Genomic DNA, 13,247 nt, shown 5'->3' with positions numbered 1-13,247 from the left:
CCGAAAGCGTGCAATCCCTGCCAACTGACGTTCGGCAGCGGCCAGCCGTGCCGTTTCGGGTGCCGTTGGCGCAGGTTTACGCTAGAATGCACGGCCTCAAAGCACACCCCCTTCCCGAGGCTGTCCCGAAGATGTTGATCCTGCGCGGCGCTCCTGCCCTTTCTGCCTTTCGCCACAGCAAACTCCTTGAGCAACTGAGCCAAAAGGTTCCAGCGGTTACAGGCTTGTATGCTGAATTTGCTCACTTCGCCGACGTTACCGGCGTCTTGACCGCCGACGAACAGCAAGTGCTCGCACGCCTTCTGAAGTACGGCCCCAGCGTTCCCGTTCAAGAGCCCACCGGCCGCTTGTTCCTGGTTCTGCCGCGGTTCGGCACCATCTCGCCCTGGTCGAGCAAGGCCAGCGACATCGCCCGTAACTGCGGCCTGTCGAGCATCCAGCGCCTTGAGCGTGGTATCGCCTTCTACGTGGCTGGCCAGTTCAGCGACGCCGAAGCCGAGCTGATCGCCAGCAGCCTGCACGACCGCATGACCCAGATCATCGTCAGCCAGCTGGAACAGGCTGCCGGCCTGTTCAGCCACGCCGAGCCCAAGCCGCTCACCGCGATTGACGTGCTCGGCGGTGGCCGCGCCGCCCTCGAGAAGGCCAACACCGAACTGGGCCTGGCGCTGGCCGAAGACGAGATCGACTACCTGGTCGACGCCTTCAATGGCTTGAAGCGCAACCCGCACGACATCGAACTGATGATGTTTGCCCAGGCCAACTCCGAGCATTGCCGTCACAAGATCTTCAACGCCAGTTGGGACATCGACGGCGAAAGCCAGGAAAAAAGCCTGTTCGGCATGATCAAGAACACCTACGTGATGCAAAGCGAAGGCGTTCTGTCGGCTTATAAGGACAACGCCTCGGTCATCGTCGGCTCCGTTGCCGGGCGTTTCTTCCCGGACCCTGAAACCCGCCAGTACGGCGCGGTGCAGGAGCCGGTACACATCCTCATGAAGGTTGAGACCCACAACCACCCGACCGCGATTGCCCCGTTCCCGGGCGCAGCCACAGGTTCCGGCGGCGAAATCCGTGACGAAGGAGCCACCGGCCGTGGCGCCAAGCCCAAGGCCGGCCTCACCGGTTTCACTGTGTCCAACCTGCAGATCCCAGGGTTTGAACAACCGTGGGAAGTGCCGTACGGCAAGCCTGAGCGCATCGTTACCGCACTCGACATCATGATCGAAGGCCCGCTGGGCGGCGCCGCGTTCAACAACGAATTCGGGCGCCCGGCACTCACCGGCTACTTCCGTACATTTGAACAATCCATCACCACCCCGCGTGGCGATGAAGTGCGCGGCTACCACAAGCCAATCATGTTGGCCGGCGGCATGGGCAACATCCGCGAAGAGCACGTCAAGAAAGGCGAGATTCTGGTCGGCTCCAAGCTGATCGTCCTCGGCGGCCCGGCGATGTTGATCGGCCTGGGCGGCGGCGCAGCTTCCTCCATGGCCACCGGCACCAGCTCGGCAGACTTGGACTTTGCTTCCGTACAGCGCGAAAACCCGGAAATGGAACGCCGCTGCCAGGAAGTCATCGACCGTTGCTGGCAGTTGGGTGACAAGAACCCGATCAGCTTCATCCACGACGTCGGCGCCGGTGGTTTGTCCAACGCCTTCCCCGAGCTGGTCAACGATGGCGACCGTGGTGGCCGTTTTGAACTGCGCAACATTCCAAACGACGAGCCGGGCATGGCCCCGCACGAAATCTGGAGTAACGAATCCCAGGAACGCTACGTACTGGCCGTTGGCCCTGAAGACTTCGCGCGCTTCCAGGCCATCTGCGAACGTGAGCGTTGCCCGTTTGCCGTGGTCGGCGAAGCCACTGCCGAACCACAGCTGACGGTCACCGACAGCCACTTCGGCAACAGCCCGGTCGACATGCCACTGGAAGTGCTGCTGGGCAAAGCCCCGCGCATGCACCGGTCGGCGGTGCGTGAAACCGAGCTGGGCGATGACTTCGACCCAAGCACGCTGGACCTGGCCGACAGCATCGAACGCGTGCTGCACCACCCGGCCGTGGCGAGCAAAAGCTTCCTGATCACCATTGGCGACCGCACCATCACCGGCCTGGTTGCCCGTGACCAAATGGTTGGCCCATGGCAAGTGCCGGTGGCCGACGTTGCCGTCACCGCCACCAGCTTCGATGTGTACACCGGTGAAGCCATGGCCATGGGCGAGCGCACGCCGCTGGCCCTGCTGGACGCCCCGGCGTCGGGCCGCATGGCCATTGGTGAAACCCTCACCAACATCGCCGCTTCGCGCATTGGCAAGCTGTCCGACGTCAAACTGTCGGCCAACTGGATGTCCGCTGCCGGTCACCCAGGTGAAGATGCGCGGCTGTACGACACCGTCAAAGCTGTCGGCATGGAGCTGTGCCCGGAGCTGGGCATCACCATTCCGGTGGGTAAGGACTCCATGTCCATGGCCACCCGTTGGAACGAAGACGGCACCGACAAGAGCGTCACCTCGCCGCTGTCGCTGATCGTTACCGGTTTTGCACCGGTCACCGACATCCGCCAAACCCTGACCCCGCAACTGCGCATGGACAAGGGCACCACCGATCTGATCCTGATCGACCTGGGCCGTGGCCAGAACCGCATGGGCGCCTCGATCCTCGCGCAAACCCACGGCAAACTCGGCAAGCACGCGCCGGACGTGGATGACGCCGAAGACCTCAAAGCCTTCTTCGCCGTGATCCAGGGCTTGAACGCCGACGGCCACCTGCTGGCTTATCACGACCGTTCCGACGGCGGTTTGCTGACCAGCGTTGTCGAAATGGCGTTTGCCGGTCACTGCGGCCTGAACATCGTGCTCGACAGCGTTGCCGAGGATGCCGCCGAAATCAACGGCATCCTGTTCAACGAAGAGTTGGGCGCGGTGATCCAGGTTCGCCAGGACGCCACCCCGGACGTGCTCGCACAATTCAGCGCCGCCGGCCTGGACGACTGCGTAGCCGTAATCGGCCAGCCGATCAACAACGGTGAAATCAATATCTCCTTCAATGGCGATACCGTGTTTGCCGGCCAGCGCCGCTTGCTGCAACGCCAGTGGGCCGAGACCAGCTACCAGATCCAACGCCTGCGTGATAACGCCGACTGCGCCGAGCAGGAATTCGACGTGATCCTGGAAGAAGACAACCCGGGCCTGAGCACCAAGCTCAGCTTCGACGTCAACCAGGACATCGCCGCGCCTTACATCAAAAAAGGCATTCGCCCACAAGTTGCCGTACTGCGTGAGCAGGGCGTCAACGGCCAGGTGGAAATGGCGGCCGCGTTCGACCGCGCCGGCTTTAATGCGATCGACGTGCACATGAGCGACATCCTCGCCGGTCGCGTGGACCTCAATGAGTTCAAAGGCCTGGTGGCCTGCGGCGGTTTCTCCTACGGCGACGTGCTGGGTGCCGGTGAAGGCTGGGCCAAATCGGCCTTGTTCAACAGCCGTGCCCGCGATGCGTTCCAGGGCTTCTTCGAGCGCAACGACAGCTTCACCCTGGGTGTGTGCAACGGTTGCCAGATGATGTCCAACCTCAGCGAGCTGATCCCGGGCAGCGAGTTCTGGCCGCACTTTGTGCGTAACCGTTCCGAGCAGTTCGAAGCCCGTGTCGCCATGGTGCAGGTGCAGGAATCCAACTCGATCTTCCTGCAAGGCATGGCCGGTTCGCGCATGCCAATCGCCATCGCCCACGGTGAAGGCCACGCGGAATTCTCCAGCGAAGAAGCCTTGCTCGAAGCTGACCTGTCCGGTTGCGTGGCCATGCGTTTCGTCGACAACCACGGCAAAGTCACCGAAAGCTACCCGGCCAACCCGAACGGCTCGCCGCGCGGGATCACCGGCCTTACCAGCCGCGACGGCCGCGTGACCATCATGATGCCGCACCCGGAGCGTGTATTCCGCGCCGTGCAAAACTCGTGGCGCCCTGAAGAGTGGAACGAAGACGGCGCCTGGATGCGCATGTTCCGCAACGCCCGTGTGTGGGTGAACTAAGGCGGTGTACAAACTTGCCTTCTTTGTACCTGCCAGCCATGTGGAGACGGTGAAAACCGCCGTCTTCGCCGCCGGCGGCGGGCGCATCGGCAACTACGACAGCTGCGCCTGGCAAGTGCTGGGCCAGGGCCAATTCCGCGCGTTGGACGGCAGCCAGCCGTTTCTCGGGCAGATGGGCCAGGTTGAAGTGGTTGAAGAATGGAAGGTTGAGCTGGTGGTGGCGGATGAGTTGATTGTGGCTGTTGTGGCTGCTTTGAAACTGAGCCATCCGTACGAAACACCGGCTTATGAAGTGTGGCAGTTGGCGGATTTTTGATTCGTTGGTTGCTTAAACAAGAAACCCGCTGGGCCAGTTTGGTCAGCGGGTTTTTTGTTGGCTGCAAGGGCCTATTCGCGAGCAAGCCCGCTCCCACATTCGACTGCATTCCTCCAGGGTAAACGCGATCGAATGTGGGAGCGGGCTTGCTCGCGAAGACGCCGGCACAGGCACCTCAGATCTTTCCCACAGGCTTTTCAGGTTGTCCCTCGGAACTGGCGGCACTAGTCTTCTCGGGTCGCTGCCAATGTGGCGACCGGGACTGCAAGCCCGCCGATAGTTTGTTAGTGGCCAACAGTGCACCTATAATCGTGCCGCTTTGATGAAGCGATCATTGATTTATGGTGGCTGTGTGCGGGAGATCTCTGGGTCTGCCGGGTTTCCTAACAACTCGGTCTTGCAGACCCGTACACAGCTGCCACCCATCATCTGCAAGTGATGTCGGTAGCTCCCATTTTTTGTTAGGAGTTTTACCATGATCAAAGACAGTCCAAATCCCCCATCTGATTCTCAGCCCACCGACCAAATCTTCTCCGTACTCCCCAACCTGAACAGCGAAACCCTGCTCGCCAATGCCTCCCAAGACCTGGCCTCCGTGCAAGCACTGGCAGGCAATCTGGCTTTTGACATCGACGGCCCACAGCGTGATGCGGTGCTGGGGATTCATCGGATGCTGGAAGGTATCCAGTTGATGGTAGACCGGGTGTTGGATCTATTTGAGGTGTCTGAACAGAAGTAATCAGGCGCCTGTAAGGGTCAATCGCAGGCAAGCCAGCTCCCACATTTGAATGTATTCACAGATCAAAATGTGTGGGCTGGCTTGCCTGCGATGAGGCCAGTTCAGGCAGTGATGGACCGTCAGTGTTCAAACTGGCGGATAAGGCTGATGAACAGTTCGTTCCAGGTGATTTCCCGATCCTGATCAACATCGTAGTGCTGGGTCAGGTGAGTGATGGCGCTCTCAATATCGTAGCCACTGTAGTTCTGATTTTTCAGCGCCTCGGTGATTTCAATGGCTGACGCTTTGCCATCTTTATTGGTGTCGTATTCTTTGAAGGTTTTATCCAGGTTTTCCAGCATCTGGAGATAAGCGACCTTACGGCCCAGGACATCGTTGACATAATCGACGAGGAACTCGAACCACGTAATTTCACCATTTTGATCGGGGTCCAGTTCATTCAGCGCCTGATCAATGGTGTCGTCTGAAACTCCATAGCCTTTCAGCGCCTGTCGGTATTCATCTGCTGTTAACAGGCCATCATGGTTCGCGTCATTTCTTTTAAAGTCACGACGAGCGATCTCTAATTTTTCGACAGTAATAGCCATTGCCGCAGCTCCAGACTCAGTCAATAAGAATCAGGGCGACGGCTACACGGGAGTACTGTCCTGTCAGCCAAGACTAGTGCTCGCTTTCTCGAATATCTACTGTGAGATCTCACAGTTGACACGTGACCGATCGGTCAGGCGTTGATTGGTCGGGTAACCAACCGCTCCAGTGCCTCGCCCAATCCAGTGGCCTTGTTGATCGTTCCCACGCTCCGCGTGGGAATGCATCCTGTGACGCTCCGCGTCACCCTTGTGCAGGGCTTGAGTCATGCGCGACGGCTTGGACGCGGAGCGTCCGGGGCGGCATTCCCACGCACAGCATGGGAACGATCGTTCAGGCGTTGATTGGTCGGGTAACCAACCGCTCCAGTGCCTCGCCCAATCCAGTGGCCTTGTCACCAATCAACAAATGCCAAACCCCGCTGTCCAGCTGGCTCACACCCTGGCAACCCAGTGCAGTCAGGTCCGCTTCAGACACCACCGAATCATCCCCCAGTTCCACCCGCAACCGGGTCACCGCCACCGCTTCCAGTTGGCGCACATTCGCGCGGCCACCCAAGGCACTCAGCCACTTCTCGGCTTCCTGCACATTCACTGCAACCGGCTTATCCACAGGTGCAACCGCCGCTGGCGCACTGGCAACAAATGACGGCATCGCCAGGCGAATCTCATCGGCAATGCTATCAGCCATCGGCCCAACCACCACCTGCAAACTCCCGCCGTTACCCGGCCGCACCACGGCCATGGCGCCCAGTGCTTTGAGCTCAGCATCCACCGCCTTATTGCGATCAACCATGTCCAGGCGCAGGCGAGTCGTGCATGCGCCGACACTCAACAGGTTCGCCGCCCCACCCAACGCACGAATGTAGGCGCTGGCCCGCTGGTTATCGGTCATCACCTCAGCCTGCACCACTTGAATATCTTCGCGCCCCGGCGTTTTCAGGTTGAACCGGCGAATGCAGTAGTTGAACACGCTGTAGTAGATCACCGCATAAGCCAACCCCACCGGGAACACCAGCCAGCCGTTAGTGGACTTGCCCCAACCGAGCACCATGTCGATAAAGCCACCGGAGAAGGTAAAGCCCAGGTGGATATTGAGCATATTGGTCACGGCCATCGACAGGCCGGTGAGCACCGCGTGGATCAGGTACAAGAACGGCGCAAGGAACATGAACGCGAACTCGATCGGCTCGGTCACGCCGGTCAAAAACGAGGTCAGCGCCATCGACAGAAAAATCCCGCCCATGACCTTGCGCCGTTCCGGCAGTGCATTGCGGTACATCGCCAAACACGCAGCGGGCAGGCCGAACAGCATGACCGGGAACATGCCGGTCATGAACTGGCCGCCTTTCGGGTCGCCGGCAAAATACCGGGTCAGGTCGCCGGTGACGATGGCTCCGGTGGTCGGGTCGGTAAAGCTGCCGAACACAAACCACGCCATGTTGTTGAGGATATGGTGCAGCCCGGTGACGATCAGCAGGCGGTTGAACACGCCAAACACGAATGCGCCAAAGCTGCCGCTTTCCATCAGCAACACGCCGAAGCTATTGATGCCGTGCTGGATCGGCGGCCAGATCAGGCCGAAGATCACGCCCAGCGCGACCGCCGAAAAGCCGGTGACAATCGGCACAAACCGTCGCCCACCAAAGAAGGCCAGGTACTCCGGCAGCTTGATGTCCTTGAAGCGGTTATACAGCCCACCGGCCATCAAGCCGCTGGCAATACCGGCGAGCATGCCCATGTTGATGGTGGTGTCCATCACCTTGAGTGTGGAAATCATCACCAGGTAACCAATCGCCCCGGCCAAACCCGCCGTGCCGTTATTGTCGCGGGCAAAACCCACGGCAATACCGATGGCGAAGATCAGCGCCAGGTTGGCGAAGATTGCTTGCCCGGCATCGTGCATCACCGCGATGTTCAAAAGGTCGGTGTCGCCCAGGCGCAGCAAGAGCCCGGCGATCGGCAGAATCGCGATCGGCAGCATCAGTGCGCGGCCGAGGCGTTGCAGGCCTTCGATGAAATGTTGGTACATGGCGTGTCTCCCTATTCTTGTTGTTTTCAGCTCAGCGGCCAGTGGTGTTGACAGGCTTGGCGAACGGCCTTGGCGCTGCTCAGGTCGAGCAGGCCTTGGCTCAATTGCCGGCATTGCGCCGCGTCCAGCTGGCGGACGCGGTCCTTGATTTCTCCGATCTGCGGCGGGCTGACCGACAGTTCACTCACACCCAGGCCAACCAGCACCGGCGTGGCCAGCAGGTCGGACGCCAGGGCGCCGCATACACCCACCCAACGCCCATGCTTGGCGGCGTCGGCGCAGGTTTGCGCGATCAAGCGCAGCAGCGCCGGGTGCAAGGCATCCACCCGTGCGGCCAGGCCCGCGTGGTCGCGGTCCATGGCCAGGGTGTACTGGGACAGGTCATTGGTGCCGATGGATAAAAAGTCTGCGTGTTCGGCGAATTGCTCGGCCATCAGCGCAGCGGCGGGCACTTCGATCATCACGCCCAGTTCCGGGCGCTGGGTCAGTTCCAGCTCCGCGCACAATTCATCCAGGCGCTGGCGGATCTGAAGCAATTCATCCACCTCGCTGACCATCGGCAGCAGGATGCGGCAACGCTCCAATGGGGACACTTGCAGCAGGGCGCGCAGTTGCTGGTCGAGCACGTCCGGGCGTACTTGCGCCAGGCGAATGCCGCGCAAGCCCAGCACCGGGTTGGCCTCAACCGGCAACGGCAGGTAGTCGAGCTGTTTGTCGCCGCCCACGTCGATGGTGCGGATGATCACCGACTTGTCGCCCATGGCATCCAGCACGGCCTGGTAGGCCTGGCGTTGCTCTTGTTCATCCGGCGCGGTGCGACGGTCGACAAACAGGAATTCGGTGCGCAGCAAGCCCACACCATCGGCGCCGTTCTCAAACGCCACTTTAGCCTCGGCACTGGAGGCGACATTCGCCGCCACTTCAATGCGCACGCCATCGCGGGTGTGCGCCGCTTGCCGGGCTTGGGCCTGTTGTTGCTGACGGCGCAACTTTTGCGCATCACGAATCTGGTGCACTTCGGCGTGGCGCGCCTCGCTGGGTGCCAGTTCCAGGCGACCGTTGGCCGCGTCCAGCACCACGCGTTGGCCTTGGGGCACGTCGAGCACTTCGGCGCCCAGCGCGACCACACAGGGCAAGCCTTTGCCTCGGGCCAAAATCGCGACGTGAGACGTAGCGCCGCCTTCGGCCATGCAAATGCCCACGGCATTTTGTGCGCTCAGTTGCAGCAGGTCGGAGGGGGTCAGTTCATGGGCGCTGACAATCGAACCGGCCGGCAATTCGAAGTGCCAGGCTTCCCCCAACAGCGCGCGCAGCACCCGTTGTTGCAGGTCGCGCAGGTCGTTGGCGCGCTCGGCAAACAGCGGTTTGCCCAACGCCAGCAACACCGCGCATTGCGCCTGGATCGCGTCGCGCCAGGCGTGGGTGGCGGCGCTGCCTTGCTCAATGGCACCGGTGGCGGCGTCCAGCAGGGTAGGGTCTTCCAACAGCGCAAGGTGGGCGGCGAAGATGTCTTCTTCTTCGACGTTCTTGCGTTGGCGTGCCTGCGCCAGGGTGCTGCGGATTTCTCCGCGCACTTGCTCCAGCGCGGTGTACAGGCGTTGCAGTTGTTCGTCGGCGACATGCGTGCCCGTGTCTTGCGGCAGTTCGATACCGGTGAGGCGAAACAGCGGCCCACAGACCAGGCCGGGCGCGGCGCACACGCCTTGCAACACACCGGCTTCGGTGTTCGCCCGACGCGGAGCCACGGCTACCGGCGCGTGGTGCTCTTCACTCACAGCAACCGAGAGTGCGGCCACCAACGCCTGCAACGCCGCCTCGCAATCGGTGCCGCGACAGGTGATGCGTACTTCATCACCTTCACCAATGCCCAACCCCATCAAGCCAATCAGGCTGTCGCAGGGCGCCGACTTGCCGGCGAAGTGCAGCTCTGCATGGCAATTGAACTCTTGCGCGGCCTTGCGGACCAGCGCGGCGGGGCGGCATGCAAGCCGCCACGGTGGGTAATGCGCACGCTGGCGCGCACTTCGGTGACCGCGTTATCCACAGCCGCCTGCAACGGCGCTGCCGAACGCGCGGCAATGTGCAGCAACGGCTCACCCACCTTAACGAATTTTCCTGCCACGGGCCGCAGCTCAAAGCGCTCGCCATTGGTCAGGATGATCAGGCTGACCAGGCTTTTGCACTGGCGCGCAATGCGGTCCAGATCAAACTGCACCAGCGCCTGGCCCTGGCTCACCCGTGCGCCTTCCTTCACCAGCAGGGCAAAGCCTTCGCCGTTCAATTCCACGGTGTCGATGCCCACATGCATCAACATTTCGGCGCCGTTGTCGGCGCGAATGGTCAGCGCGTGCCCGGTGCGCGCGACGTGGATGATCACGCCGTCACAGGGCGCGTGCAGGCAGTCGTTCAGCGGGTCGATGGCAATACCGTCGCCCATGGCGCCACTGGCGAACACTTCATCGGGAACGTTGCCCAGGCTCAGCACCGGGCCACTGAGTGGGGCGCTTAGGGTCAATTCATTATTGTTGTAGGACATGGGCACGGTACTCATCAGGAAAACGCGACTCAGTGAGTGCGGGTAACTTTGCTCAGGTGGCGCGGCTGGTCCGGGTCCATGCCCCGGGCCTCCGCCAGGCCGGCGGCCATCACGTAGAAGCTTTGGATCGCCAGGATCGGGTCCAGGCTTGGGTGTTCGGCGCGGCTCAGGGTCAGGTCGCGTTCCGCGATATCGTCCGGCGCCGCCAGCAAGACGCGGGCGCCGCGTTGACGCATATCGGCGGCCAGGCTCAGCAAACCGGCTTGCTCGGCGCCGCGTGGGGCGAACACCAGCAGTGGGTAGTTTTCATCGATCAAGGCCATCGGCCCGTGGCGCACTTCGGCGCTGCTGAAGGCCTCGGCCTGGATTGCCGAGGTTTCCTTGAGCTTGAGCGCGGCTTCCTGGGCGATGGCAAAACCGGCGCCACGGCCGATCACTATCAGTCGTTGGCTGGCGCGCAGGGCTTCGATGGCGGGCGTCCAGTCCTGGGTGGCGGCTTCGCGCAAGCCGTCGGGCAGGGCCTGGCAGGCTTGCAGCAGCAACAGGTCCTGGTTCCAGTGGCCGATCAACTGCGCGCTGGCGCTTAAAGTGGCGATAAAGCTTTTGGTCGCGGCGACACTCTGCTCCGGCCCGGCGCACAGTGGCACATGGAATTCGCACGCGGCTTCCAGCGGTGAATTTTCGGCGTTGACCATCGAAATGCTCAAGGCCCCGCGTTTACGCAGCAGGCGCAGGCTGTTGACCAGGTCCGGGCTTTGCCCCGACTGGGAGAAACCGAACGCCACCTGGCCGCTGACCTTTAACGGCGCTTGCAGCAGGGTCACCACCGACATCGGCAACGACGCCACCGGAATGCCCACATGCTGCATGGCCAGATAGGCAAAGTAGCTGGCGGCATGGTCCGAACTGCCACGGGCGATGGTCATCGCCACTTGCGGCGGCTGACGGCGCAGGCGCCCGGCCACTTCCTCCAGCATCGGGTTGAGGCGCTGCAGTTGGGCCTCAACGGCGTGACAGGAGGCCAGGGCCTCTTCAAGCATTTTTGAAGTCAATGGTTTCTCCTTCGACCATTACGTCGGTGAGTGTCAGGGAGCGGTCCAAACGCACGCAGTCGGCAAAGCTGCCGGGTTGCAGGCGCCCGCGTTCTTCCAGGCCCAAATAGTCCGCAGGAAATTGCGACAGGCGTTGTGAGGCTTCGCTGATGGGCAGGCCGATTTTCACCAGGTTGCGCAGCGCCTGGTCCATGGTCAGGGTGCTGCCGGCCAGAGTGCCGTCGGCCAGGCGCACGCCGCCCAGGCATTTGGTCACAGTGTGGCTGCCCAGCTTGTATTCGCCGTCGGGCATGCCGGCGGCGGCGGTGGAATCGGTGACGCAGTACAGGCACGGGATCGAGCGCAGCGCCACGCGTATGGCGCCGGGGTGCACGTGCAGCAAATCCGGGATCAATTCTGCGTACTTGGCGTGGGCCAACGCGGCGCCGACGATGCCAGGCTCGCGGTGATGCAGCGGGCTCATGGCGTTATACAAATGCGTGAAGCTGGTGGCGCCGGCGGCGAGGGCAGCGACGCCTTCTTCGTAGCTGCCCAGGGTGTGGCCGATTTGCATGCGCACGCCGCGTTCGCTGAGGGCGCGGATCAGGGCATCGTGGCCGGCGATTTCCGGAGCAATGGTGATCACCCGGATCGGCGCCAGGCGCAGGTAGGCTTCCACTTCGGCCATTAACGCGGTGTGGGCAAAGTTGGGCTGCGCGCCGAGTTTTCCCGGATTGATGTAGGGGCCTTCCAGGTGTACGCCGAGAACCCGAGCGCTGCCTGTAGCACGCTGCTCGCAGAACGTGCCGAGTTCGCCGAGCACACGGGAGATTTCATCCACCGGTGCGGTCATGGTGGTAGCCAGCATCGAGGTCGTACCAAAGCGCACGTGGGTGCGGGTGATGGTTTCGAAAGCGTCGGTGCCTTCCATGATGTCTTTGCCGCCACCGCCGTGAACGTGCAGGTCGATAAAGCCTGGCAGCAGGTAGGGCAGGTCATTGTCGTTCGGGTCGCACGGTGTGCCGTCGATGGCGACCACCTTGCCGTGTTCGTGCACCAGGCGGCCGCGAATCCAGCCGCCGGGCGTGAGGATGTTGTCTTCGGACATGGGCAGTTCTCTAAACTCGCAGTTCAGCGGAGTAGTCATTACGGCGCAGCTCTGCGACGAAGTCGTAGTAGTCGTTGCGGCAGTAGGTGTCGGTGATTTCAATCGGCGTGTTGTCGGCGGTGTAGCCGACCCGGGTCATCAGCAGCATGGCGGTGCCGGGGGCGATGCCGACCAGCTTGGCGAACTCATCGGAGGCATTGATCGCCTGGATATGTTGCAGTGCGCGCACCACCGGTTGGCCGATGCTTTCCAGGTATTCGTACAGCGAATTGCCGATGGCTTGCGGGTTTGGCAGCACGGAGGCGGGCATGGCGGTCATTTCAATTGCCATTACGGTGTCGTCAGCCTTACGCAGGCGTTTGAGCCGCGCCACTTTGTCGGTCGGCGACAGGCCCAGGCGGATCAGTTCTTCGTGGGTCGGCGGGGTGATGTCGCGCTCCAGCCACTGGGACGTGGGCACAAAGCCCTTGAGCCGCAACATCTCGCTGAACCCCGACAGGCGCGACAGCGGCTGTTCCAGACGCGGGGTGATAAAGGTCCCGGAACCCTGGCTGCGGCGAATCAAGCCTTGGGCAAACAGCACTTCCAGGGCTTTGCGCGCGGTGACGCGGGAAATATTCAGTTGCTCACTAAGGACCCGTTCCGACGGCAAGGCCTGCTCGGATTTCCACTCGCCGGCATGGATCGCCGCTTCGAGCTTGCGGGCCAATTGCAGGTACAGCGGCGTGGGCTGTTTGTCGTCGGGGCGCAGCGCCAGTATGGGATTCATCTGTCAGGTTTCCGATGCGTTATTGGAGTGTTGTCGCCCGGTATTGGCCGGAAATTAATACCACTTAAATACCATGTCAATGCAGCGAAAACAGTGCAGCA

General features: G+C 61.7%; 8 protein-coding genes and 1 pseudogene. 3 read left to right on the top strand and 6 right to left on the bottom strand.

The window, feature by feature from the left end; translation table 11 throughout:
• Positions 1-131 precede the first annotated feature (131 nt).
• From purL to BLV67_RS23040, 3 genes are all read left to right on the top strand, one after another.
• Positions 132-4,028, top strand: a complete 3,897-nt coding sequence (gene purL, locus BLV67_RS23050; RefSeq protein WP_069788185.1) for a phosphoribosylformylglycinamidine synthase — start codon at positions 132-134, stop codon at positions 4,026-4,028.
• 4 nt (positions 4,029-4,032) lie between these two features.
• Positions 4,033-4,344, top strand: a complete 312-nt coding sequence (locus tag BLV67_RS23045) for a YqfO family protein (protein ID WP_069788184.1) — start codon at positions 4,033-4,035, stop codon at positions 4,342-4,344.
• Between the two features lie 475 nt (positions 4,345-4,819).
• On the top strand, positions 4,820-5,083 hold the full coding sequence (locus BLV67_RS23040; protein ID WP_068931499.1) for a DUF6124 family protein: 264 nt from the start codon (positions 4,820-4,822) through the stop codon (positions 5,081-5,083).
• A gap of 119 nt (positions 5,084-5,202) precedes the next feature.
• On the opposite strand, the gene BLV67_RS23035 is transcribed toward BLV67_RS23040, so the two are convergent.
• From BLV67_RS23035 to BLV67_RS23010, 6 genes and pseudogenes are all read right to left on the bottom strand, one after another.
• The gene (locus BLV67_RS23035) at positions 5,203-5,670 is read right to left on the bottom strand and encodes an EF-hand domain-containing protein (RefSeq protein WP_068931500.1); all 468 of its coding nucleotides are present in this window, start codon (positions 5,668-5,670) and stop codon (positions 5,203-5,205) included.
• A gap of 334 nt (positions 5,671-6,004) precedes the next feature.
• Positions 6,005-7,702, bottom strand: coding sequence for an N-acetylglucosamine-specific PTS transporter subunit IIBC (gene nagE / locus BLV67_RS23030; protein ID WP_069788183.1), 1,698 nt, complete (start codon positions 7,700-7,702; stop codon positions 6,005-6,007).
• Between the two features lie 26 nt (positions 7,703-7,728).
• Positions 7,729-10,238, bottom strand: a pseudogene (gene ptsP / locus BLV67_RS23025) (phosphoenolpyruvate--protein phosphotransferase).
• Positions 10,239-10,267: 29 nt separating this feature from the next.
• Positions 10,268-11,278: an SIS domain-containing protein gene (locus BLV67_RS23020; protein ID WP_069788182.1), complete on the bottom strand. Its 1,011-nt coding sequence runs from the start codon at positions 11,276-11,278 to the stop codon at positions 10,268-10,270.
• A complete protein-coding gene (gene nagA / locus BLV67_RS23015) occupies positions 11,271-12,377 on the bottom strand; it encodes an N-acetylglucosamine-6-phosphate deacetylase (protein ID WP_069788181.1) in 1,107 nt (368 codons plus the stop codon). The genes BLV67_RS23020 and nagA overlap by 8 nt, the downstream gene beginning before the upstream one ends.
• A 10-nt stretch (positions 12,378-12,387) precedes the next feature.
• Positions 12,388-13,146 carry a GntR family transcriptional regulator gene (locus BLV67_RS23010; RefSeq protein ID WP_069788180.1) on the bottom strand — a complete coding sequence of 253 codons (759 nt, stop codon included), beginning with the start codon at positions 13,144-13,146 and terminating at the stop codon, positions 12,388-12,390.
• Between the last annotated feature and the right edge of the window lie 101 nt (positions 13,147-13,247).

The organism is Pseudomonas salomonii (assembly GCF_900107155.1).
In the GTDB taxonomy this organism is placed as follows: domain Bacteria; phylum Pseudomonadota; class Gammaproteobacteria; order Pseudomonadales; family Pseudomonadaceae; genus Aquipseudomonas; species Aquipseudomonas salomonii.
This window is presented reverse-complemented; position numbering and strand designations above follow the sequence as displayed.